This is a genomic window from Enterobacter sp. EC_64, assembly GCF_019584165.1.
In the GTDB taxonomy this organism is placed as follows: domain Bacteria; phylum Pseudomonadota; class Gammaproteobacteria; order Enterobacterales; family Enterobacteriaceae; genus Enterobacter; species Enterobacter roggenkampii.
This window is the reverse complement of record NZ_VDAS01000001.1, coordinates 213650-235893: the sequence shown is the minus strand read 5'-3', so window position 1 is coordinate 235893 and position 22244 is coordinate 213650. Positions and strand designations below refer to the sequence as shown.

22 protein-coding genes are annotated in these 22244 nt (G+C 57.1%); 10 read left to right on the top strand and 12 right to left on the bottom strand.

Translation table 11 applies throughout. The annotated features are described in order from the left end of the window. Positions 1-54 precede the first annotated feature (54 nt). The 4 genes from FHC52_RS01100 to qseB all read right to left on the bottom strand — a co-directional run bounded on the left by FHC52_RS01100 (position 55) and on the right by qseB (position 3093). The gene (locus tag FHC52_RS01100; protein ID WP_126289523.1) at positions 55-369 is read right to left on the bottom strand and encodes a putative quinol monooxygenase; all 315 of its coding nucleotides are present in this window, start codon (positions 367-369) and stop codon (positions 55-57) included. Positions 370-400: 31 nt separating this feature from the next. Continuing rightward, positions 401-982 carry an NAD(P)H-dependent oxidoreductase gene (locus tag FHC52_RS01095; protein WP_014833281.1) on the bottom strand — a complete coding sequence of 194 codons (582 nt, stop codon included), beginning with the start codon at positions 980-982 and terminating at the stop codon, positions 401-403. A gap of 105 nt (positions 983-1087) precedes the next feature. Further along, the gene (gene qseC / locus FHC52_RS01090; protein ID WP_032675503.1) at positions 1088-2437 is read right to left on the bottom strand and encodes a quorum sensing histidine kinase QseC; all 1350 of its coding nucleotides are present in this window, start codon (positions 2435-2437) and stop codon (positions 1088-1090) included. Further along, a complete protein-coding gene (gene qseB / locus FHC52_RS01085; RefSeq protein ID WP_023326078.1) occupies positions 2434-3093 on the bottom strand; it encodes a quorum sensing response regulator transcription factor QseB in 660 nt (219 codons plus the stop codon). Before qseB ends, qseC begins: the two co-directional genes overlap by 4 nt. 138 nt (positions 3094-3231) lie before the next feature. Between qseB and FHC52_RS01080 the strand changes: the two genes are divergently transcribed. From FHC52_RS01080 to ftsP, 4 genes are all read left to right on the top strand, one after another. After that, on the top strand, positions 3232-3633 hold the full coding sequence (locus FHC52_RS01080; RefSeq protein WP_008502988.1) for a YgiW/YdeI family stress tolerance OB fold protein: 402 nt from the start codon (positions 3232-3234) through the stop codon (positions 3631-3633). 118 nt (positions 3634-3751) lie between these two features. After that, entirely contained in the window at positions 3752-6010 is a 2259-nt protein-coding gene (gene parC, locus FHC52_RS01075; RefSeq protein ID WP_008502989.1) for a DNA topoisomerase IV subunit A, read from the top strand. Between the two features lie 163 nt (positions 6011-6173). Further along, positions 6174-6911, top strand: a complete 738-nt coding sequence (gene plsC / locus FHC52_RS01070; protein ID WP_008502990.1) for a 1-acylglycerol-3-phosphate O-acyltransferase — start codon at positions 6174-6176, stop codon at positions 6909-6911. A 58-nt stretch (positions 6912-6969) separates the two neighbouring features. Continuing rightward, entirely contained in the window at positions 6970-8382 is a 1413-nt protein-coding gene (gene ftsP / locus FHC52_RS01065; protein WP_008502991.1) for a cell division protein FtsP, read from the top strand. A 31-nt stretch (positions 8383-8413) separates the two neighbouring features. Here the strand turns inward: ftsP and FHC52_RS01060 are convergent, their stop codons facing one another. Further along, positions 8414-9889 carry a TrkH family potassium uptake protein gene (locus tag FHC52_RS01060; protein WP_008502992.1) on the bottom strand — a complete coding sequence of 492 codons (1476 nt, stop codon included), beginning with the start codon at positions 9887-9889 and terminating at the stop codon, positions 8414-8416. Positions 9890-10088: 199 nt separating this feature from the next. Between FHC52_RS01060 and FHC52_RS01055 the strand changes: the two genes are divergently transcribed. Further along, entirely contained in the window at positions 10089-12263 is a 2175-nt protein-coding gene (locus tag FHC52_RS01055) for a YgiQ family radical SAM protein (RefSeq protein ID WP_023344923.1), read from the top strand. A 97-nt stretch (positions 12264-12360) separates the two neighbouring features. Here FHC52_RS01055 and dkgA read toward each other — a convergent pair whose 3' ends face one another. Continuing rightward, positions 12361-13188, bottom strand: a complete 828-nt coding sequence (dkgA, locus tag FHC52_RS01050; protein WP_008502994.1) for a 2,5-didehydrogluconate reductase DkgA — start codon at positions 13186-13188, stop codon at positions 12361-12363. Positions 13189-13293: 105 nt separating this feature from the next. After that, entirely contained in the window at positions 13294-14457 is a 1164-nt protein-coding gene (gene yqhD / locus FHC52_RS01045) for an alcohol dehydrogenase (RefSeq protein WP_008502995.1), read from the bottom strand. Between the two features lie 194 nt (positions 14458-14651). Here yqhD and FHC52_RS01040 point away from each other — a divergent pair, with 194 nt between their 5' ends. Beyond that, entirely contained in the window at positions 14652-15551 is a 900-nt protein-coding gene (locus tag FHC52_RS01040; RefSeq protein WP_126288395.1) for an AraC family transcriptional regulator, read from the top strand. 49 nt (positions 15552-15600) lie between these two features. Here FHC52_RS01040 and yghB read toward each other — a convergent pair whose 3' ends face one another. Both yghB and metC read right to left on the bottom strand, forming a co-directional pair. Next, entirely contained in the window at positions 15601-16260 is a 660-nt protein-coding gene (gene yghB, locus FHC52_RS01035; protein ID WP_008499812.1) for a DedA family general envelope maintenance protein YghB, read from the bottom strand. Positions 16261-16403: 143 nt separating this feature from the next. After that, positions 16404-17591, bottom strand: a complete 1188-nt coding sequence (gene metC, locus FHC52_RS01030; RefSeq protein WP_023344922.1) for a cystathionine beta-lyase — start codon at positions 17589-17591, stop codon at positions 16404-16406. A gap of 251 nt (positions 17592-17842) precedes the next feature. Between metC and exbB the strand changes: the two genes are divergently transcribed. Together exbB and exbD are read left to right on the top strand one after the other, a co-directional pair. Next, a complete protein-coding gene (exbB, locus tag FHC52_RS01025) occupies positions 17843-18574 on the top strand; it encodes a tol-pal system-associated acyl-CoA thioesterase (RefSeq protein ID WP_126288397.1) in 732 nt (243 codons plus the stop codon). A 4-nt stretch (positions 18575-18578) separates the two neighbouring features. Then, positions 18579-19004: a TonB system transport protein ExbD gene (gene exbD, locus FHC52_RS01020; protein ID WP_008499809.1), complete on the top strand. Its 426-nt coding sequence runs from the start codon at positions 18579-18581 to the stop codon at positions 19002-19004. A 43-nt stretch (positions 19005-19047) separates the two neighbouring features. Here exbD and FHC52_RS01015 read toward each other — a convergent pair whose 3' ends face one another. Together FHC52_RS01015 and FHC52_RS01010 are read right to left on the bottom strand one after the other, a co-directional pair. Continuing rightward, complete coding sequence (locus FHC52_RS01015) at positions 19048-19497, bottom strand: cytoplasmic protein (protein ID WP_126288399.1); 450 nt, start codon at positions 19495-19497, stop codon at positions 19048-19050. 1 nt (position 19498) lies between these two features. After that, on the bottom strand, positions 19499-19903 hold the full coding sequence (locus FHC52_RS01010) for a hypothetical protein (RefSeq protein ID WP_008499807.1): 405 nt from the start codon (positions 19901-19903) through the stop codon (positions 19499-19501). A gap of 103 nt (positions 19904-20006) precedes the next feature. Between FHC52_RS01010 and FHC52_RS01005 the strand changes: the two genes are divergently transcribed. Further along, positions 20007-20510: an ESA_00282 family adhesion-associated protein gene (locus FHC52_RS01005; protein WP_008499806.1), complete on the top strand. Its 504-nt coding sequence runs from the start codon at positions 20007-20009 to the stop codon at positions 20508-20510. An 82-nt stretch (positions 20511-20592) separates the two neighbouring features. Then, complete coding sequence (locus FHC52_RS01000) at positions 20593-21081, top strand: TIGR00645 family protein (RefSeq protein ID WP_008499805.1); 489 nt, start codon at positions 20593-20595, stop codon at positions 21079-21081. 64 nt (positions 21082-21145) lie between these two features. On the opposite strand, the gene FHC52_RS00995 is transcribed toward FHC52_RS01000, so the two are convergent. Further along, complete coding sequence (locus tag FHC52_RS00995) at positions 21146-22186, bottom strand: aldo/keto reductase (protein ID WP_126288401.1); 1041 nt, start codon at positions 22184-22186, stop codon at positions 21146-21148. Positions 22187-22244: the final 58 nt, after the last annotated feature.

Sequence of the window (22244 nt, the reverse complement as noted above, 5' to 3'; positions counted from 1 at the left end):
GTTCAGGTTTTGTAGGCCGGGTAAACGCAGTGCCACCCGGCAAATTCCACGAACTTAAACCCCTTGCTCCAGAATGCGGATGTGGGTTTCCAGCACGTCGCCCTTCACCGCGTCGCTCCACGCATTCATGTGCGCGGTCTGCAGATGCGCTTCAAGATGCGCGACGGTTTCCCACTGCTCAACCATGATGATCGAGTCCGGCGCGGTCGCCTGGAAGCTGGCGTCAGTGGCGGCATCCACCATCGGCGCGTAGCCGTGGCAGCCTTCTTCTTTCAGTACGGTCGGGATAATTTTCGCGAACTGATCCAGCACCGCCTGGCGGTGATGTTGACCTGGACGAGTACGGATTTCTGCGATAACGGTAAGCATGTTTACTACTCCTTTAATTCCAGGCTACCAGTTAAGCAAAAATTTCCGCGAGATGCTTGCGATATTCTGCGATATAGCGCGGGACATCAGGCATTTTAATCACGTCGTTGACGATAAAGGTCGGCAGCGGATCCATGCCCAGGAACTGATTCGCCTTGTGGAACGGCAGATAAGCACCGTCTACGCCCACGCCTTCGAAGAACTGATCTTTCTCGGTGAAGGCTTCCAGCGGCGCGTTCCAGGTCAGTGACAGCATATATTTTTTGCCCTGAATCAGGCCGCCTGAACCGTATTTTTTGGACGCGTCAGAGCGGGTGCGGCCATCGCTGGCATACAGCGAACCGTGACCTTCGGTGAATACGTCGTCCATGTACTTTTTCACGGTCCACGGCGCGCCCATCCACCAGCCTGGCATCTGCCAGATCACCACGTCAGCCCACAGGAAGTTCTGCACTTCGGCTTTCACGTCGTAGTGGCTGTCTGCACGCACGACCTTAACATCATGCCCGGCGTCGCGCAGGAAACCGTCCGCGACCTCGGTCAGGGTGTCATTCAGCTGGCCTTTAGAGTGCGCAAATTCTTTTGCACCGTTAATAATCAGAATGTTGCTCATTTTTTGTCCTCGACGATGAGAGTATGCCGGGTATTCTACGCGCGAGGACGGAGCGGAAAAATGAGCAAAATGTGCAAAGTCTTTTGCTGGAGATGCAATAATCCGCTACCAGCTGACCTTCACCTCAAAGCCGCCTTCCGCCGCATTGCTCAGCGAGACGCGCATTCCGTGCAGCGCGGCAATGCGCCTGACGATAGAGAGTCCCAGCCCGCTGCCCGTGGCGTTCTGGCCCGGTGGACGATAAAAACGCTCGCCGATGCGCGCCAGCACCTCGGGGTCAACGCCGGGACCGTTGTCGCGCACGCTAAAGCTACGCGCGTCCAGCGTCACGTCCACCACGCTGCCGCGCGGACTGTAGCGGATGGCGTTGTCCAGCAGATTGCGCACCAGCAGGCTGAGCAGCAGGGGCTGCCCTTGACGTTTGACCTGCGGGGCATGGTTGATGAGGCGAATATCAATCCCTGCATGCTGCGCCGGATGCCAGATATCCAGCACCGCCGACTGCAGTAAATCGGCAAGCGTTATCGGTTCGACATCGTCCAGGTTATCCAGCGAGTCCAGACGCGACAGGGTGAGGAGCTGATCCACCAGCCGCGAAGCGCGGTCGATTCCCGCATGCAGCTGTGCCAGCGCTTTTTCCCGCGCCTGCGGATCGTCCTGCGAGAGCTGCGCCACGTCAGTTTGCACCTTCAGGGCCGCCAGCGGGCTGCGCAGCTCGTGGGCGGCATCGGACGTAAAGCGGCGCTCGCGGGTCATCATCTCCTGGGTACGTGCGAAGAGGTGATTCAGCGCGTCGAGCAGGGGGCGCACTTCCGTGGGCACACCCTGAAGCACAAGCGCATCGGTCGCATCCGGCGAGCGGGAGCGCAGGGTCTGCGCCAGCTTTTTGAGCGGCCTCAGCTCCCGGCTCAGGAGGAGAACCAGCAAAAGCAGCATCACCGGCAGCGCCACCAGCCAGGGCGTGAGCTGCGAGCTGACCACGTCCAGCGCCATATCCTGGCGGTACTCCCACTCCTGACCGACCACCACGCGGTACTTCCCGTCGGGTGAGGTCAGCCACAGGAAACGCCATTCGTCGTTGTCGTCCTGGAGCTGCCCGTTAGCAAACCCGTCGCGGCGATAGTGGTACGGAATATCGCGCCCGTTCTCGCCGTCGTTCAGCAGCATTTTGCCCTCGACGCTGTAAATGGCGAAAGCCAGCGCGTCGTCATCGAGACGGCCATGCTTCACTTTTTTCGGGATCTCGCGCATCCGCTCGGGGGCGCGGATCTCGTCCAGATCCATCGTCAGCAGCCGTTTGGCAAACAGCATCTGCTGCGTGTCGAAGAGCTTATCCAGCTTGTGGGTGGTCTGCTGCCAGGCCACCAGGCTGGCGGCAAACCATGCCGTCAGGGAGAGCGCTAAAAAGAGGAGCGTCAGGCGCAGCTTCAGGCTCAGGCGTTGCGTCAGCTTCATGCGTCACCCAGGGTATAGCCGATGCCGTGCACGGTGCGGATAAACTCGCTGCCAAGCTTGCGGCGCAGATGATGAACGTGGACTTCTACCGCGTTGCTGGAGACGTCGTCGTCCCAGGTATACAGTTTTTCCTCAATCGTCTTGCGAGGGAGCACGCGGCCTGCATTGCGCATCAGCAATTCCAGCAGCGCGAACTCTTTCGGCTTCAGCGTTAGCGGTTCACCGTCCAGCGTGGCGACGAGACGGGTCGGATCGAGCGTGACCTTGCCGTGGCGTAGCTCGCTATGCGTCTGGCCGTGGCTGCGGCGGACCAGCGCCTCGAGGCGGGCACCCACTTCAATCAGCGCGAACGGCTTGCAGAGATAATCATCCGCGCCAAGACGCAGCCCTTCCACGCGCTGGTTAAGCGCATCCCGCGCGGTCAGGATCAATACCGGCTCGCTGCGCCCGCTTTCGCGCCACGCGCGCAGGATGTCCAGACCGTCGATTTCCGGCAGCGTCAGATCCAGCACCACGGCATCATAGGGTGCAGACGCGAGCGCGGCCTGACCGGTTTTACCATCGGTAAACCAGTCCACGCTAAAGCCCATTTTGCTTAAACCCGCCCTGATACCGTCGCCGATTAACGTGTCGTCTTCTACCAGTAAAATGCGCATATTCCCTCCTTGATGCCGTCAGTAAACCCTCTGTAAGCGCCTGCTGTACAGCAATAATAAATAAATTTTTCCCTTAAGAAGTTGTTAAGGATTACCCTGTTTAATGGACTGCGAAACCAGATTAAAGGGAGAGTTAATATGAAAAAATTCGCTGCCATTGCCGCCATCATGATGATGGCCACTGCCCCCGTTTTTGCCGCGCAGGGCGGATTTAACGGCCCGTCCGCCACGCAAACCCAGACCCAGACGCAGGCAGGCGGTTTTGTCGATAACGACGCCAACCTCACCACCGCGGTGAAGGTGAAAGAGATGAAAGACGACAGCTGGGTGAAGCTGCGCGGGAACATCACCCAGCGCCTGTCCGATGACCGCTACACCTTCCGCGATGAGACCGGCACGGTGAACGTGGAAATTGACCACAAGCGCTGGAACGGCGTGACCGTCACCCCGCAGGATAAAGTGGAAATCCAGGGCAAGGTCGATAAAGAGTGGAACGATTTTGAAATCGACGTGAAGCAGGTCATTAAGCTGAACAAATAACCCGAAAAGGGCCGCATAAGCGGCCCTTTTTCTTTGTGACTCAACTCGTCAGATAGGGTAGTATCTGCGGCAATATTGCCTGAAACCCTTCGGTTTCTGAGTTGAGGAATCACACGTAATGAGCGATATGGCAGAGCGCCTCGCGCTACATGAATTCACGGAAAACGCCTACCTGAACTACTCCATGTACGTCATCATGGACAGGGCGTTGCCGTTTATCGGGGATGGCCTGAAGCCCGTTCAGCGCCGCATCGTGTATGCGATGTCCGAACTGGGGCTGAATGCCACCGCCAAGTTCAAGAAATCCGCCCGTACCGTCGGTGACGTACTGGGTAAATACCATCCGCACGGCGACAGCGCCTGTTATGAAGCGATGGTGCTGATGGCGCAGCCGTTCTCTTACCGCTACCCGCTGGTGGATGGTCAGGGGAACTGGGGGGCGCCGGACGATCCGAAATCCTTCGCGGCGATGCGTTATACCGAATCCCGCCTCTCTAAATATGCCGAAGTGCTGCTGGGCGAGCTGGGCCAGGGGACCGTTGACTGGGTACCGAACTTCGACGGTACGCTGCAGGAGCCGAAGATGCTGCCCGCGCGTCTGCCGAACATCCTGCTGAACGGCACCACCGGGATTGCGGTCGGTATGGCGACGGACATTCCGCCGCACAACCTGCGTGAAGTGGCGAAAGCCGCCATCACCCTGATTGAGCAGCCGAAAACCTCGCTCGACGATCTGCTGGATATCGTGCAGGGCCCGGACTTCCCGACCGAAGCCGAGATCATCACCTCGCGTGCGGAAATCCGCAAAATCTACCAGAACGGTCGCGGCTCCGTGCGCATGCGCGCGGTGTGGAATAAAGAAGACGGCGCCGTGGTGATCACCGCGCTGCCGCATCAGGTTTCCGGAGCCAAAGTGCTGGAGCAGATCGCCTCCCAGATGCGCAATAAAAAGCTGCCGATGGTGGACGACCTGCGTGACGAATCTGACCACGAGAACCCGACCCGTCTGGTGATCGTGCCGCGTTCTAACCGCGTGGACATGGAGCAGGTGATGAACCACCTGTTCGCCACCACCGATCTGGAAAAAAGCTACCGCATTAACCTGAACATGATCGGCCTCGACGGACGCCCGGCGGTGAAAAACCTGCTGGAGATCCTTACCGAATGGCTGACGTTCCGCCGCGATACGGTACGCCGTCGTCTGAACCATCGTCTGGAGAAAGTGCTTAAGCGCCTGCATATCCTCGAAGGTTTGCTGGTGGCGTTCCTCAATATCGACGAGGTGATTGAGATCATCCGTACCGAGGACGAGCCGAAGCCCGCCCTGATGTCGCGCTTTGGCATCAGCGAAACCCAGGCCGAAGCGATCCTCGAGCTGAAGCTGCGCCATCTCGCCAAACTGGAAGAGATGAAGATCCGCGGCGAGCAGAACGAGCTGGAAAAAGAGCGCGATCAGCTGCAGGCGATCCTCGCGTCCGAACGCAAGATGAACACCCTGCTGAAGAAAGAGCTGCAGGCTGATGCCGACGCGTTTGGTGACGACCGTCGTTCTCCGCTGCACGAGCGCGAAGAAGCGAAGGCGATGAACGAGCACGACATGCAGCCGTCCGAGCCGGTGACCATTGTCCTGTCGCAGAGCGGCTGGGTGCGCAGCGCCAAAGGCCACGATATCGACGCGCCGGGGCTCAGCTACAAAGCGGGCGACAGCTTTAAAGCGGCGGTGAAAGGCAAGAGCAACCAGCCGGTGGCGTTTATCGACTCCACCGGTCGCAGCTATGCCATCGACCCGATCACGCTGCCTTCCGCGCGCGGGCAGGGTGAACCGCTGACCGGCAAGCTGACGCTGCCGCCGGGCGCGACGGTTGACCATATGCTGATGGAAGCCGATGACCAGAAGCTGCTGCTGGCGTCTGACGCGGGCTACGGTTTTATCTGTACCTTCAACGATCTGGTTTCCCGCAACCGTGCCGGTAAGGCGCTGATTAGCCTGCCGGACAACGCTCACGTAATGGCACCGCTGGTGATCGAGAACGAAAGCGACATGCTGCTGGCGATCACCACCGCCGGACGTATGCTGATGTTCCCGGTCAGCGATCTGCCGGAGCTGTCAAAAGGCAAGGGCAACAAGATCATCAACATCCCGTCGGCGGAGGCCGCGAAAGGCGAAGATGGCCTGGCGCACCTCTTCCTGCTGCCGCCGCAGAGCACGCTGACCATTCACGTCGGCAAGCGCAAAATCAAGCTTCGTCCGGAAGAGCTGCAGAAGGTGGTGGGCGAGCGCGGTCGCCGCGGCTCGCTGATGCGCGGCCTGCAGCGTATCGACCGCGTGGAGATTGACTCTCCTGCACGCAGCGCGGCGGGTGACAGCGAAGAGTAATGTCGTGATATCCCCCTCTGTCCGGAGGGGGAATTTCAATAAAATTTCCCGTAAAATCGTTGTTAATTCGTGCGTTGCGATTAACAATACGCGCTCGTAATAAAGTCCTTACCTGGCCACAGGTGAAGTATAATTGTCAGCTGTCAGGGCTTCAGAGGTCGCTATGCTATATATTGTTCGTCTTATTCTTACCGTTATCTACTGTATTCTGGTCTGTATTTTCGGCTCTATTTACTGCCTGTTCAGCCCGCGTAATCCGAAGCATGTTGCCACCTTTGGCCATATGTTCGGGCGTCTTGCGCCGCTGTTTGGTCTGAAAGTTGAAAAACGCCTGCCGGAAGGAGCGGAGAATTTCGGTAACGCCATCTATATCGCCAACCATCAGAACAACTACGATATGGTGACGGCCTCCAATATCGTGCTTCCACCGACCGTGACGGTGGGCAAAAAAAGCCTGCTGTGGATCCCGTTTTTTGGTCAGCTGTACTGGCTTACCGGTAACCTGCTGATTGACCGTAATAACCGTGCAAAAGCGCACGGCACCATTGCAGAAGTGGTGAATCATTTTAAAAAGCGCAGGATCTCAATCTGGATGTTTCCGGAAGGGACGCGCAGCCGCGGCCGCGGCCTGCTGCCGTTTAAAACCGGTGCGTTTCATGCCGCAATTGCGGCAGGTGTTCCAATTATTCCTGTGTGCGTTTCCAATACTTCGAATAAGATTAATCTTAACCGCCTGAATAACGGGCTGGTGATTGTCGAAATGCTGCCACCCGTCGATACCAGCAAATACGGTAAAGATCAGGTGCGCGAGCTGGCAGCGCACTGCCGTGATCTGATGGCTGAGCATATTGCGCTGCTCGACAAAGAAGTCGCAGAGAGAGAAGCCGCCGGTAAGATCTAACCCGGCGTTGAAGGGAAAACGAATTCCCGCGTTGTTAGTCGTTTCAGATGGAGCTTATATGTCACTCAGTCGGCGTCAGTTTATTCAGGCTTCGGGGATCGCCCTTTGTGCGGGTGCGATGCCGCTGACAGCCAGCGCCGCCGGGCAGCAACAGCCGCTGCCTATTCCGCCACTCATTGAATCCCGTCGCGGCCAGCCGCTTTTCCTGACGCTGCAGCGCAGCCACTGGTCCTTTACCCAGGGGACGCGTGCGCCGGTCTGGGGCATTAACGGACGTTACCTTGGGCCGACCATACGCGTGTGGAATGGCGATGACGTAAAGCTCATCTACAGTAACCGTACCCCTGAAAATGTCGCCATGACCATCAGCGGCCTGCAGGTGCCTGGCCCGCTGATTGGCGGCGCGGCGCGCATGATGTCGCCCAGCGCCGACTGGGCGCCCGTTCTGCCAATTCGCCAGAGCGCGGCAACCCTGTGGTATCACGCCAACACCCCTAACCGCACGGCGCAGCAGGTCTATAACGGCCTGGCCGGCATGTGGCTGGTGGAAGATGAAGTCAGCAAATCCCTGCCGATCCCGAACCACTACGGCGTGGATGACTTCCCGATTATCATCCAGGACAAACGTCTGGATAATTTCGGTACGCCGGAATACAGCGAACCGGGGAGCGGTGGCTTCGTTGGCGATACGCTGCTGGTTAACGGCGCGCAGAGCCCGTATGTCGAAGTGTCCCGTGGCTGGGTGCGCCTGCGCCTGCTCAACGCGTCTAACTCGCGCCGCTATCAGCTGCAAATGAGCGATGGCCGTCCGCTGCACGTCATCTCCGGCGATCAGGGTTTTTTACCGGCACCGGTGTCCGTCAAACAGCTGGCGCTCGCGCCGGGTGAGCGTCGCGAAATTCTCATTGATATGACCAACGGGGATGAAGTCTCTGTGACCTGCGGCGAAGCGGCAAGCATTGTTGACCGTATTCGCGGGTTCTTTGAACCGTCGAGCATTCTTGTCTCGACCCTGGTGCTGACCCTGCGTCCAACCGGCCTGCTGCCGCTGGTGACCGATAGCCTGCCCATGCGCCTGCTGCCGCAGGAGATCATGAGCGGCTCCCCGGTGCGCAGCCGTGATATCAGCCTGGGCGACGATCCGGGCATCAACGGTGCGCTGTGGGACGTCAACCGTATCGACATCACCGCGCAGCAGGGCACCTGGGAGCGCTGGACGGTGCGTTCAGATATGCCGCAGTCCTTCCATATTGAAGGGGTAAGCTTCCTGATCCGCAACGTTAACGGCGCGATGCCGTTCCCGGAAGATCGCGGCTGGAAAGACACCGTCTGGGTGGACGGTCAGGTTGAACTGCTCGTCTACTACGGCCAGCCTTCGTGGCCGCACTTCCCGTTCCTGTTCCACAGCCAGACGCTGGAGATGATGGACAGGGGCTCCGTAGGGCAGATGCTGATCAACCCCGCGCCATAACCTCTGACATTCCCGGTTCGCCGGGAATGGTTTATGCCCGCCAGAAAAAGCGCGAGAACAGAATCAGCACCGGGTAAATTTCCAGACGCCCTAAGATCATTGCCGCGCACATCAACAGCTTAGCCCCTTCTGTTAACGTGCCGAACGTCGACGCCGTCTCGCCAAATCCCAGCCCCATGTTGTTGATACAGGCGGCGACCGTCGCGAATGACGTAAACAGATCGTAGCCCATCAGATTAAGCGCCCAGACAAAAAAGCCCGTGATCATCACGTAGAGAAAGAAGAAGCTCCAGACCGAGCGCAGGACGCGTTCATTCACCACGCTTTTGCCCACCTTAATGCTCAGCAGCGCGCGCGGATGCGCCAGCTGGTTCATCTCCTGAATACTCTGCTTGAACATAATCAAAAAACGCAGGGCTTTGATCCCGCCGCAGGTCGAGCCTACGCAGCCGCCAAAAAAGCTGGCGCTCAACAGCAGGAAGATGGTGTGGGTGGGCCATTGGGCGTAGTCGGCGGTCGACAGGCCGTTATCGGTCATCATCGAACTGGCAAGGAAGAAGGCGTGCACCAGGCTATCCGTGGGGCTGTACATGCCTGCATGCCAGACCTGCCAGGCGGTGATGAGGATAATCGCCGCAGCGGCGCTCAGGAAGAATTTAACCTCCGGGCTGCGACGAATCGGCTTCAGGGTGCGTCGGACAATGGCGACGTACCAGAGGGTGAAGTTAAACGCGGAGAGCAGCGAAAACGCCCCGGCAACCAGCTCGATTGCGTGGCTGTCATAAAAACCAATGCTCTCGCTGCGGGTGGAGAAGCCGCCCAGTGACACGGTCGAAAGCCCGTGACAGACGGCGTCAAAAAAGGACATTCCCGCCAGCCAGTAGGCCAGAGTGCAGGCCACGCCCAGCGCGAAGTAGGTCACCCACAGCGTGCGCGCGGTATCGGCAAGGCGGGGCGTCAGACGCTCCTCCTTGAACGGCCCCGGCATCTCTGACTGATAGAGCTTCATGCCGCCAATGCCCAGCAGCGGCAGGACCGCGACGGCCAGCACGATGACGCCTAACCCGCCAATGAAATTCAGCTGAGCGCGGTAATAGAGGTACGACTTAGGCAGGGCGCTGACGTCCCCGATCACCGTCGCTCCGGTAGTGGTGATCCCGGAAACCCCTTCAAAGAGCGCGTCAGCAAAGGAGAGCTGAAGCCCGTCATCCATCCAGAGCGGCATGGCGCTAATCAATGAAAAAAGCAGCCAGAACAGCACGATAATCACGAAACCGTCGCGGGTGCGCAGCTGGATGCCGGCGTGGCGGGTTGCCCGCCAGGTTAAGCCTCCGAGACTAAAAAAGGTTAAAAAAGTGGTCAGGAAGGCAAAGTAGGTCCGCTCTTTGTTCAGCAGGGCGATAACCATCGGCGGAAGCATGGAAAGGCTGTACAGCAGCACAAGGAAACCGCAGAGGTGCAGGACAACCCGCAGCTGGGAGACATGTAACGAATCGTTGGGCTTCACAACTGAGCTCCGCACAAACACGCATTCCGGGGCAAATCACCGGAAAATAGAGTGAATATTATGATCCAAAATTATCAGGGCGGCGTATTTTAACGACTTCCGTGAATATCTGCCTGCTTCCTGCATCCTTTTCTTCAAATCTGGCAGATGAACAGCGTATAATCCCGCTCCTTTTGTTTATTTTTTCTTCGGAAGCATTATGAGCGCAATTTCCCTGATCCAGCCGGATCGTGACCTCTTCTCCTGGCCCCAGTACTGGGCGGCCTGCTTTGGACCGGCGCCGTTCCTGCCGATGTCCCGGGAAGAGATGGACCAACTGGGCTGGGACAGCTGCGATATCATTCTGGTCACGGGCGATGCCTACGTTGACCACCCGAGCTTCGGCATGGCCATCTGTGGCCGTATGCTTGAGGCGCAGGGCTTCCGCGTGGGGATCATCTCCCAGCCTGACTGGAACAGCAAAGACGACTTTATGCGTCTGGGTAAACCGAACCTGTTCTTCGGCGTGACCGCGGGCAACATGGACTCGATGATCAACCGTTATACCGCCGACCGTAAGCTGCGCCATGACGACGCCTACACGCCGGATAACGTGGCGGGCAAACGTCCGGACCGCGCAACCCTCGTCTATACCCAGCGCTGCAAAGAAGCCTGGAAAGACGTGCCGGTGATCCTGGGCGGCATCGAGGCGAGCCTGCGCCGTACCGCACACTACGACTACTGGTCAGATACCGTGCGCCGCTCGGTGCTGGTGGATTCCAAGGCCGACATGCTGATTTACGGAAACGGCGAGCGTCCGCTGGTGGAAGTGGCGCACCGCCTGTCGCAGGGCGAGCCGGTGAGCAGCATCCGCGACGTGCGCAATACCGCCATTATGGTGAAAGAGGCGCTGCCGGGCTGGCGCGGGGTAGATTCCCGCATCATCGATATGCCGGGCAAAATCGACCCGATCCCACATCCGTACGGCGACGATCTGCCGTGTGCCGATAACAAACCGGTAGAGCCAAAGAAGGCGGAAGCGAAGGCGATCGTCGTGCAGCCGCCGCGCCCGAAGCCGTGGGAAAAGACCTACGTACTGCTACCGTCCTACGAGAAGGTGAAAGCCGACAAGGTGCTCTACGCGCACGCGTCCCGTATTCTGCACCATGAAACCAACCCGGGCTGCGCCCGCGCGCTGATGCAGAAGCACGGCGAGCGCTTTATCTGGATCAACCCGCCGGCGATCCCGCTCTCCACCGAAGAGATGGACAGCGTCTTTGCGCTGCCGTACAAGCGCGTGCCGCACCCGGCGTACGGCAACGCCCGCATCCCGGCGTATGAGATGATCCGCTTCTCGATCAACATCATGCGCGGCTGCTTCGGTGGCTGTTCCTTCTGCTCCATTACCGAGCACGAAGGGCGCATTATTCAGAGCCGCTCTGAAGATTCGATCATCAATGAGATCGAAGCCATTCGCGACTCCGTGCCGGGCTTTACCGGCGTGATTTCCGATCTTGGCGGCCCAACCGCCAACATGTATATGCTGCGCTGCAAATCACCGCGCGCGGAACAAACCTGTCGTCGCCTCTCCTGCGTCTATCCGAGCATTTGTGAGCACATGGACACCAACCACGAGCCGACGATCAACCTCTACCGCCGCGCGCGCGATCTGAAGGGCATCAAGAAGATCCTCATCGCGTCCGGGGTGCGTTATGACATTGCCGTGGAAGATCCGCGCTACATCAAAGAGCTGGCGACGCACCACGTGGGTGGCTATCTGAAGATTGCGCCGGAGCACACCGAAGAAGGCCCGCTGTCGAAGATGATGAAGCCGGGCATGGGCAGCTACGATCGCTTTAAGCAGCTGTTCGACACCTACTCGAAGCAGGCGGGCAAAGAGCAGTATCTGATCCCGTACTTCATCTCCGCCCACCCGGGCACGCGTGATGAGGACATGGTGAACCTGGCGCTGTGGCTGAAGCAGCGCCGCTTCCGCCTGGATCAGGTGCAGAACTTCTATCCGTCACCGCTCGCCAACTCGACGACCATGTACTACACCGGCAAGAACCCGCTGAGTAAGATTGGCTATAAGAGTGAAGACGTGGTGGTGCCGAAAGGGGATAAACAGCGTCGTCTGCACAAAGCGCTGCTGCGCTACCACGATCCGGCCAACTGGCCGCTGATCCGCCAGGCGCTGGAAGAGATGGGCAAAAAGCATCTGATCGGCTCGCGCCGCGACTGTCTGGTACCGGCCCCGACGCTGGAGGAGATGCGCGAAGCGCGTCGCCAGAACCGCAATACGCGCCCGGCGCTGACGAAGCACACGCCGATTGTGCATCAGCGTTCGAACGGTGGAGCGGGAACGAAGAAGACCGTAAAACGTAAGATCGGTTAAACCTGTAACAAAGCCCGGTGGCGCTAGCGCTTACCGGGCCTACAGGTCAGCGCGTAGGCCGGGTAAGGTGAAGCCGCCACCCGGCTTTTTTACGCGATTATCCGCCAAACTGATCCGGGTCTGGCCCAAGCCGCTTGCCCTTATCCAGCTTCGCAATTTCCCCCAGCTCATCTTTGTCCAGACGGAAATCCCAGACGTCGAAGTTCTCGGCGATGCGCGATGGCGTGACCGATTTCGGGATCACCACCAGGCCGTTGTCCAGATGCCAGCGAATGACGATCTGCGCCGGGGTTTTGCCGTATTTATCCGCCAGGTCGCGGATAATTTTCTGATCGAATACCCCTTCACCGCCCTGAGCCAGCGGGCTCCAGGATTCGGTCTGAATCTTATGCGTGGCGTTCCAGGCGTGAAGCTGGCGCTGCTGCAACAGCGGGTGCAGTTCGATCTGGTTAATCACAGGCGCGACGCCCGTCTCGTCAATCAGCCGCTGCAGGTGATGAACCTGGAAGTTACAGACGCCGATGCTTTTCACCAGCCCCGCTTTTTGCAGTTCAATCATCCCTTTCCAGGCATCAACGTAATGGTCGATGGCCGGAACCGGCCAGTGCATGAGATACAGGTCGACGAAATCGAGCTGGAGCTTCTCCAGACTCTCCTGCAGGGCTTCGCGGGGACGTTTTTGATCGTCATTCCACAGTTTCGTGGTGATGAATAACTCATCGCGGGGGACACCGGCGCTGGCCAGTGCGGTCCCCACGCCGTCCTCGTTTTTGTACGCGGCGGCGGTGTCAATTGACCGGTAGCCGACTTCCAGGGCTTTATGAATGGCGGAGACGACCTCGTCGTTACCGGCTTTCCATACACCTAGCCCCAACTGGGGCATCACGTTGCCGTCCTGCAGCTTGATTACGGTTTGGTTTGCCATTTTTCCTCCTTCAGGTGCGCATCGCCGGAGGGAGACTCCGGCGATGGGGTGTGCATTAAGTCTGGACGAAATGTCAAAAAACGAAAGTCGGGGGGACAAAAACGCTTAGCGTGCCGCCTCGTAAATACGGCGGCTGACGTCCAGGGTGATGTCGCCGTGCTCGCCCAGATGGGTCATGCCGTGCTCTTCGAGTTTCGCCAGCAGGGCAGGGATAGAGCTGCCGTCCAGACCGTAGCCAGACAGACGCGTTGGCACGCCCAGACCTTCAAAGAAGCTGCGGGTCGCTTCGATAGCGGCATCAATACGCGCATCGTCAGAACCCTCGGTGATGTTCCACACGCGCTCAGCGTACTGCAGCAGTTTGGCGCGTTTGGTATCACGTTTTTCATTCCACAGCGCAGGCAGCACAACGGCCAGCGTCTGCGCATGATCCAGACCGTGCATCGCCGTCAGTTCGTGGCCCAGCATGTGGGTCGCCCAGTCCTGCGGCACGCCAGCACCGATCAGGCCATTCAGCGCCTGGGTGGCGGCCCACATCACGTTGGCGCGAACGTCATAGTTTTCCGGCTCTTTCAGCGCTTTCGGACCTTCTTCAATCAGCGTCAGCAGAATGCCTTCCGCAAAACGATCCTGGATTTTGGCATTCACCGGATACGTGACGTACTGCTCAACGGTATGAACAAAGGCATCGACCACGCCGTTCGCGACCTGACGCGCAGGCAGGGTGTAGGTGTAGACCGGGTCCAGGATGGCGAAGACAGGCTGAACGTGTTCGTTCATGAAGGCCTGCTTGTCGCCGGTGGTTTTACGGGAGATCACCGCGCCCTTGTTGGATTCAGAACCGGTGGCCGGGAGGGTCAGCACGGAGCCCATCGGGATGGCGCTTTTGATGTCGCTGCCGCGGGTTTCCAGAATGTGCCACGGATCGATGCCGTCAGCATAGTGCGCTGCCGCCGCGATGAATTTGGTGCCGTCCAGCACGGAGCCGCCGCCGACGGCCAGCAGGAAGGTGATGTTTTCTTCGCGGGCGATTTTCACCGCGTTCATCAGCGTTTCGTAGGACGGGTTTGGCTCAATGCCGCCGAACTCACGCACGTCCAGACCGTCCAGCGCGCTGTAAACCTGATCCAGCACGCCGGTTTTTTTCACGCTGCCGCCACCGTAGGTGATCAGCACGCGGGCGTCAGCAGGGATCTGTGCGCGCAGGTCAGCGATAGCGTCTTTACCAAACAGAATGCGGGTTGGGGTGTGAAGATTAAAGTTGTTCATTGCTCGTTCCCTTTAGTGGGTGAAAAACCGTGGTGCGCAGAGGGCGACCTGATGCTGCTCATTGTGGCCGTCCGGGGCTACGCCCTCAATGCACATTCCTGCCGATGTCTTGCCCATTTCTACAGAGCGCTGGAGAAAGCGCGGAAAACAACGCACACTGTCAACGTCGAAAACCGCACCCGGAGTAACGCAAGATGAACCGTGAGGCTATCTGCCAGCAGCTCACTGCGCAGATTAAGAGATTGATAGATAATGAAAATCGTGCCAGCGATCTGCTGCCGGACATTCGCCTGCTCTACGGCACGCAGCCCGGAACGCGCACGCCGGTCATGTACCAGCCGGGCATCGTTTTTCTCTTTTCAGGCCATAAAATTGGCTATATCAACGAGCGCGTGTTCCGCTACGACACTAATGAATATCTGCTGCTGACAGTACCTTTACCCTTCGAATGTGAAACCTTCGCGACAGAGGCGGTTCCGCTGGCAGGGATCCGCGTCAATGTTGATATCCTCCAGCTGCAGGAGCTGCTGATGGAGATTGGCGAAGACGAACTCTTCCAGCCTTCGATGGCCTCAAGTGGGATCAACTCGGCGACGCTGTCGGAAGAGATCCTTTGCGCCATTGAGCGTCTGCTGGACGTCATGGAGAGGCCGCTGGATGCGCGCATACTGGGCAAGCAGATTATCCGAGAAATTATGTTCCACGTGCTGCTGGGCCCGGGCGGCGGCGCGTTACTTGCCCTGGTGAGCCGACAGACCCACTTCAGCCTGATAAGCCGCGTGCTGAAGCGTATCGAAAGCCAGTACACGGAAAACCTCAGCGTCGACCAGCTGGCGGCGGAAGCCAATATGAGCGTCTCGGCGTTTCACCATAACTTTAAATCGGTGACCAGCACCTCGCCGCTGCAGTACCTCAAAACCTACCGGCTGCATAAGGCGCGGATGCTGATGATCCACGACGGCATGAAGGCCAGCGCGGCGGCGATGCGGGTGGGCTATGAAAGTGCGTCGCAGTTCAGTCGGGAGTTTAAGCGCTATTTCGGCGTCACGCCGGGAGAGGATGCGTCGCGTATAAGAACGATGCAGGGAGCCTGAGGGGAAACGTAGGCCGGGTAAGGCGTAGCCGCCACCCGGCAATTTTTTATCACGCGCTGCAGTACTTCTTCTTAATCACTACCGCGATGGTTCCCACCAGACCCGCCACCAGCAGGAACATCGGCAGCACCATCAGGAAGGTCATCACCTGATCTTCGTGGTGTTTCACGAAGGGGATCATATTCAGCGCGTAGCCGAATGTCGTCACCACGCCAACCCAAAGCAGGGCGCTCAGCCAGTTGAAGAACTGGAAGCGGCGGTTCGACAAACCGGAAATGCCCGCCATCGTCGGCAGAAGGGTGCGAACGAACGCCAGAAAACGTCCGGCCAGCAGCGCAAGCAGGCCGTGTCGGTCAAACATGCAGGTTGCACGCTGATGGTATTTATGGGGTAACTGCGCCAGCCAGCTTTTGACCACGCGCGTGTTGCCGAGCCAGCGGCCCTGCAGATAGCTCAGCCAGCAGCCCAGGCTGGCTGCGGAAGTGAGGATAACCATCGTGGGCGTAAAGTCCATGACGCCTTTGCCGATCAACGCCCCGGCAAGCAAAAGCAGACTGTCACCGGGTAAAAACGAGGCTGGCAGTAATCCATTTTCCAGAAACAGCGTTGCGAACATCACGAAATAGACGACGCCTATGACGTGAGGATCCGCCAGGGCGGCAAAATCATGTTGCCAGAGCGCCGCGATAATATCTTGAATAACAGCCATGGACTTTCCTGTGGAACAGCAGATATAGCGCTATTGTACTCCCTAATTCGCCCGTCGGGTTTGATCCCGGGCGCAACTCATGCAGACTTTTCTGCTTGCGGTGTCCACAAAAGCGTCCAGAGAGTACATTTTCAGCCAGCACTCTACACGATACGCTCGAACCCTGCTGCTAAATCCGCAATCAGATCGTCAACATTTTCTAAACCGATATGCAGTCGTATTAGGGTACCGCTGAAGTCCACTTCACCACCTGGGCGCAGGGCCGCGATCTGCTCCGGCTGGTTAGCCAGGATCAGGGATTCAAAACCGCCCCAGGAGTAGGCCATGCTGAAGAGGCTAAAATTATCCAGATAGCTTGCCAGCTCGTCATTATTCAGCCGTTTTTTCAGCACAAACGAGAACAAACCGCTGCTGCCCGTAAAGTCACGTTGCCAGAATTCATGCCCCTTACTGCCCGGCAGCGCCGGATGGTTTACGCGCTCAACCTGCGGATGCTGCGCCAGCCATTCGGCCACCTTCAGGCTGCTTTCGTGGTGCTGACGCAGGCGAACGCCCAGCGTGCGGATTCCGCGGCTGGTCATGTACGCCGTGTCGGCATCCACCATCTGGCCCATCAGATAGGCGTTTTCACGCAGCTGATCCCAGCAGCGCGCGTTGGAAACCGCAGTACCAATCATGCCGTCAGAGTGGCCAATCAGGTATTTCGTCGCCGCCTGGATGGAAATATCAATGTCGAATTCCAGCGCTTTGAACAGCACGCCTGCCGCCCAGGTGTTGTCGATCATAATGATCGCCTCTGGCGCTTTGCTGCGCACGGCCTTGACGATAGCCGGCACGTCGTGAACTTCCATGGTGAGCGACCCCGGCGATTCCAGGAACACAATGCGCGTGTTTGGCTGAATAAGTTCGGCAATACCTTCACCAATCAGCGGGTCGAACCAGCCGGTCGTCACGCCGAGCTTGCTGAGGATTTTGGTACAGAAGTCCTGGCTGGGTTCATAGGCGGTGTTGGTCATCAGGATATGGTCGCCCTGTTCCACAAACGCCAGAATGGTGTTGGCGACCGCCGCCGCGCCGCACGGGAACAGCGCGCAGCCTGCGCCGCCTTCCAGCTCGCACATCGCTTCCTGTAAAGAAAAATGGGTTAGCGTGCCGCGACGGCCATAAAACAGCCCGCCTTTTGCGCGGTTGCGCGTGGCGTTTTTTTTCTCCTCAACGGTGTCAAACACCAGCGAGGAGGCGCGTTGAATCACGCTGTTGACCGATCCCTGAGTATATTTTTTGCTGCGTCCTGCCTGTACCAGCGTGGTATCAAGATGCTTCGTTGTCATGTTCGCTAACCCTGTTTTTATACGTCTGGACGTCCAGACTACCACGATTGGAAAAAACTGCACCCGCAGGCTTATCGAATAAGCAGAAAATATTAGCAAAAAAGCGCATAAGAAATTTTTACTGCGTAAGCGCAAGGAAAGTGAACGAAAATTGCGGCACTATGCAAATACTAATGAGAACTACTATCAATTCGACGATGTTTTGATATTATTACGTTCAGATTTTGTGATTTGCGTCCTGGAGATACAGAGTGGGTAATAATTTGATGCAGGCGGATCTCTCCGTTTGGGGCATGTATCAGCATGCTGACATCGTGGTTAAGATTGTGATGATCGGCCTGATTCTGGCGTCCGTTGTCACCTGGGCTATCTTCTTCAGCAAGAGCGCCGAGCTGCTTTCGCAGAAGCGTCGCCTCAAGCGGGAACAGCAGCAGTTGGCAGAAGCCCGCTCTCTGGATCAGGCCTTAGATATGACCTCATCCTTCCACGCGAAAAGCCTGACTACCCTGCTCGTGAATGAAGCACAGAACGAGCTGGAACTCTCCGCGGGCAGTGAAGATAACGAAGGCATCAAGGAGCGTACCGGTTTCCGTCTGGAACGTCGCGTGGCGGCCGTTGGCCGACACATGGGGCGCGGCAATGGTTATCTGGCCACCATCGGCGCGATTTCGCCGTTCATCGGTCTTTTCGGTACGGTCTGGGGCATCATGAACAGCTTTATCGGTATCGCGCAGACCCAAACCACCAACCTGGCGGTCGTTGCGCCGGGTATCGCAGAAGCGCTGCTGGCGACGGCGATTGGTCTGGTCGCGGCGATTCCGGCGGTGGTTATCTACAACATCTTCGCGCGGATGATTGGCAGCTACAAAGCCACCCTCGGTGACGTTGCCGCGCAGGTTCTGCTGCTGCAGAGCCGCGATCTCGACCTGAATGCCAGCGCCGTTAAGCCGGTGCACGCGGCGTCCAAACTGCGCGTGGGTTGATATTATGGCGATGCGTCTAAACGAAAATCTGGACGATAACGGCGAAATGCATGAGATCAACGTGACGCCGTTTATCGACGTCATGCTGGTTCTGCTGATCATCTTCATGGTGGCCGCGCCGCTGGCGACGGTGGACGTGAAGGTGAATCTGCCAGCCTCGTCCAGCCAGCCGCAGCCGCGCCCGGAAAAGCCTGTCTATCTGTCCGTGAAGGCCGATAAATCGATGTTCCTCGGGAACGACCCGGTAACGGCCGACTCTGTTATCCCGGCGCTGGATCAGCTTACCGGCGGTAAAAAAGATACCACGGTCTTCTTCCGTGCGGATAAAACCGTGGATTATGAAACCATGATGAAGGTAATGGACACGCTGCATCAGGCGGGTTATCTGAAGATTGGGCTGGTCGGCGAAGAGAAAGCGGCCGCGAAGTGATAAAGAAGCTGGCGAAAGCCGGCTTTTTTTATGCCTGTTGGGTTTATGCGTTCTTATTTTCCGTCGGTGCGGTAGAGGGGGTTGCCAGCGCGTCCTCATCAAGCGCAACGCAGGTGACGTTTGAGGTACGGTACTCGCCGTCTGACAGTTTGCGCGTCAGACGCAGGGTGGCGATCTCTCTGGCAAGCAGATACTGGTAGTTGGCCTCAAGGCGTCCCAGAAGCTTCTCTTTTAGCTCTGGCCGCTGTTCCATGATGGCGTTCATCACGGCACCGTAAATTTCTTCTTTGACCTGCAGCGGATAAATCTCACGGCGATTCTGCCATTTCAGCCGCACCAGCGTCGCCGGAATCGATACCAGGTCCTGTGTAATGCGCGTCATCCCGTCATTTTTTGTGTTTCGCAGCGCGTCGAGATTTTGCTTTAAGATAAATTCATCACTTTTTTTATCATCCAAAGTCAAATAAACGTCGTTATTTTTAACTTCCTTCACGTTAATCCTCCCCCAGGCTATAAAAAATTGGGTTGTTTTTTTCGCGCGTAATTAAGTTAAGCCAAATTTCATTGCCCGCTTCGTTAATTTCTTTGGTTTTTTCGGCCAATATTTGACTTAGTTTCTGGGCATCTATTTCACCTTCGGCCTGCAGATCATTCAGCAGGTGGACAAAGGCTTCAATTTTTATGGCGCGAAATAAGCGGTCTTTTATATGACGATCGTGCTCTTCCAGCAACATATTACGGGATTTGCCGGTACGGGAAACACCAATTAATATATCAGGCTCGAAATCAGAGAGCTTTCTTTTCCCCTGAGTGAAACTGACCTCTTTTTCTGCTTCCGTCGGTTGCTGTTCCACAGGCGTAATGTGGTACTTAGCCGGGACGAGATAGTCGGGCAGCATTTTTAATTTCCTTTAATTTCAACAGGGTGGGGTTGGTAAAGGCGTGAGATTCGTTGACAATATCATGAGGCAAATTTAAAATCAAAAAAAATGGAGCCTACCCATGAACAGCATCTTTTTTACGGTCATCACATTACTATTACTGACCGCTGGTGTGCTTTTATTGATGCAGGAGTTCAATAAAACGAAAGTGTCGAAAGACACCAGTGAACCGCCGCAACCGGAACTCATGACAAAAGAGGAAGGGGAAGACCATTTCTCTGTATTGATGAACTCCGTTACGCCTGTCTGGTACTGGCGGGTGAACCATGAATATATCGACTTTTTACACGCGACAATTAAGCGCATGAAAATGTCGGAAATTAATGACACGCCCGGACTGTTTGAAGCGCAGCGTCGCTGTAGCGATCTCAATTCAGCCGTGTATAAATATTATGACAATATCAAAAAACGCTGCCTTAACGGCGAGAAGGTCTCTTATTCCGATCTGGACGTATTAAATTTGCGTCAGTGTTTTCGTGAGTTCAGCCTGGAAGCCTACCCGGAGCTGGTGGTGCTGGTCTGGCCGGAATACGCCCGTCCCGAGGTTAACCCCGACAACGTCTGAGTGACCATACTGGTGAGCTATTGCAAACAGTCAGCGCCATTGGGATATACTGGGCGCTGGTTTCTTTTGCAAACAGGACTTTATGGAACGCTTTTTTGAAAATGCCATGTACGCCTCTCGCTGGATACTGGCCCCCGTCTATTTTGGCCTTTCGCTGGCGCTTATCGCGCTGACGATTAAGTTCTTTCAGGAAATCCTGCACGTTCTGCCGAATATCTTTTCCATTGCCGAGGCGGATTTGATTCTGGTTCTGCTGTCGCTGGTGGATATGACCCTGGTGGGCGGGCTGCTGGTAATGGTGATGTTCTCCGGCTACGAGAATTTCGTCTCTCAGCTGGATATCGACGAGCGCAAAGAGAAGCTCAGCTGGTTGGGCAAAATGGATGCCTCGTCGCTGAAGAATAAAGTGGCCGCGTCGATTGTGGCGATCTCTTCTATCCACCTGCTACGCGTGTTTATGGACGCGAAGAACGTGCCGGATAACAAACTGATGTGGTACGTCATTATCCATCTGACGTTTGTGCTGTCTGCGTTTGTGATGGGGTATCTGGATAAGATCAGTAAGAAGTAAAGTACGCCTTACCCCTCACCCTAACCCTCTCCCCAAAGGGGAGAGGGGACTGCTCGGTGCGGCCTTATTTATCAGACGACGCCTGCCACAGGTTCAACTCCCCATCCGCAACATGCTGCTCAATCCGCTTGAGTTCGTCCTCACTGAAGTACACGTTATCCAGCGCCCGAACGTTCTCCTCAATCTGTTCCGGGCGGCTTGCGCCAATCAGCACTGACGTCACGCGCGCGTCTTTCAGCAGCCAGCTCAACGCCATCTGCGCCATAGTCTGACCCCGCGCCTGCGCCATTTCACTCAGCAAACGCAGGCTGTTCAGGTTGGCTTCGGTCAGCATTTTTTCGTTCAGACCGCGGACTTTCTTGCCTTCACGCTGCATGCGTGAATCTTCAGGAATACCGTTCAGGTATTTTCCGGTCAGCAGCCCCTGCGCCAGCGGGGTAAAGGCGATGCACCCGGTACCGTTGGCCGCCAGCGCATCCAGCAAACCGGTCTTATCGACCCAGCGGTTGAGCAGGTTATAGGACGGCTGGTGGATCAGCAGGGGGATCTTCCACTCGCGCAGCAGCTCGGCCATTTTTTGCGTGCGCTCGGTTGAATAGGAGGAAATGCCTACATACAGCGCTTTGCCGCTCTGCACGGCGTGGGCAAGCGCAGAGGCCGTCTCTTCCATCGGCGTGGTTTCATCCACGCGGTGGGAATAGAAAATATCCACGTATTCGACGCCCAGGCGTTTCAGGCTCTGATCGAGGCTGGCGAGCAGATATTTGCGCGATCCGCCTGAGCCGTATGGCCCGGCCCACATGTCGTAACCCGCCTTGGTGGAGATAACCAGCTCGTCGCGATACGCGGCAAAGTCCTCCCGCAGCAGACGGCCAAAATTCTCTTCTGCGCTGCCTGCTGGCGGGCCGTAGTTGTTGGCAAGGTCGAAATGGGTAATGCCGAGGTCAAAGGCTTTACGCAGCAGCGCCCGCTGGGCATCAAGAGGCTGAATATGGCCGAAGCTATGCCACAGGCCAAGCGACAGCGCGGGCAGGCGAAGGCCGCTTTTGCCACAGTGGCGGTACTGCATATTCTCGTAGCGGTCAGGGGCAGGGTACCAGGACATGATGTCTCCTTTTCTTATCGATGAATTTTTGAAACGGCGTTTTCATTCTGTCCTTATC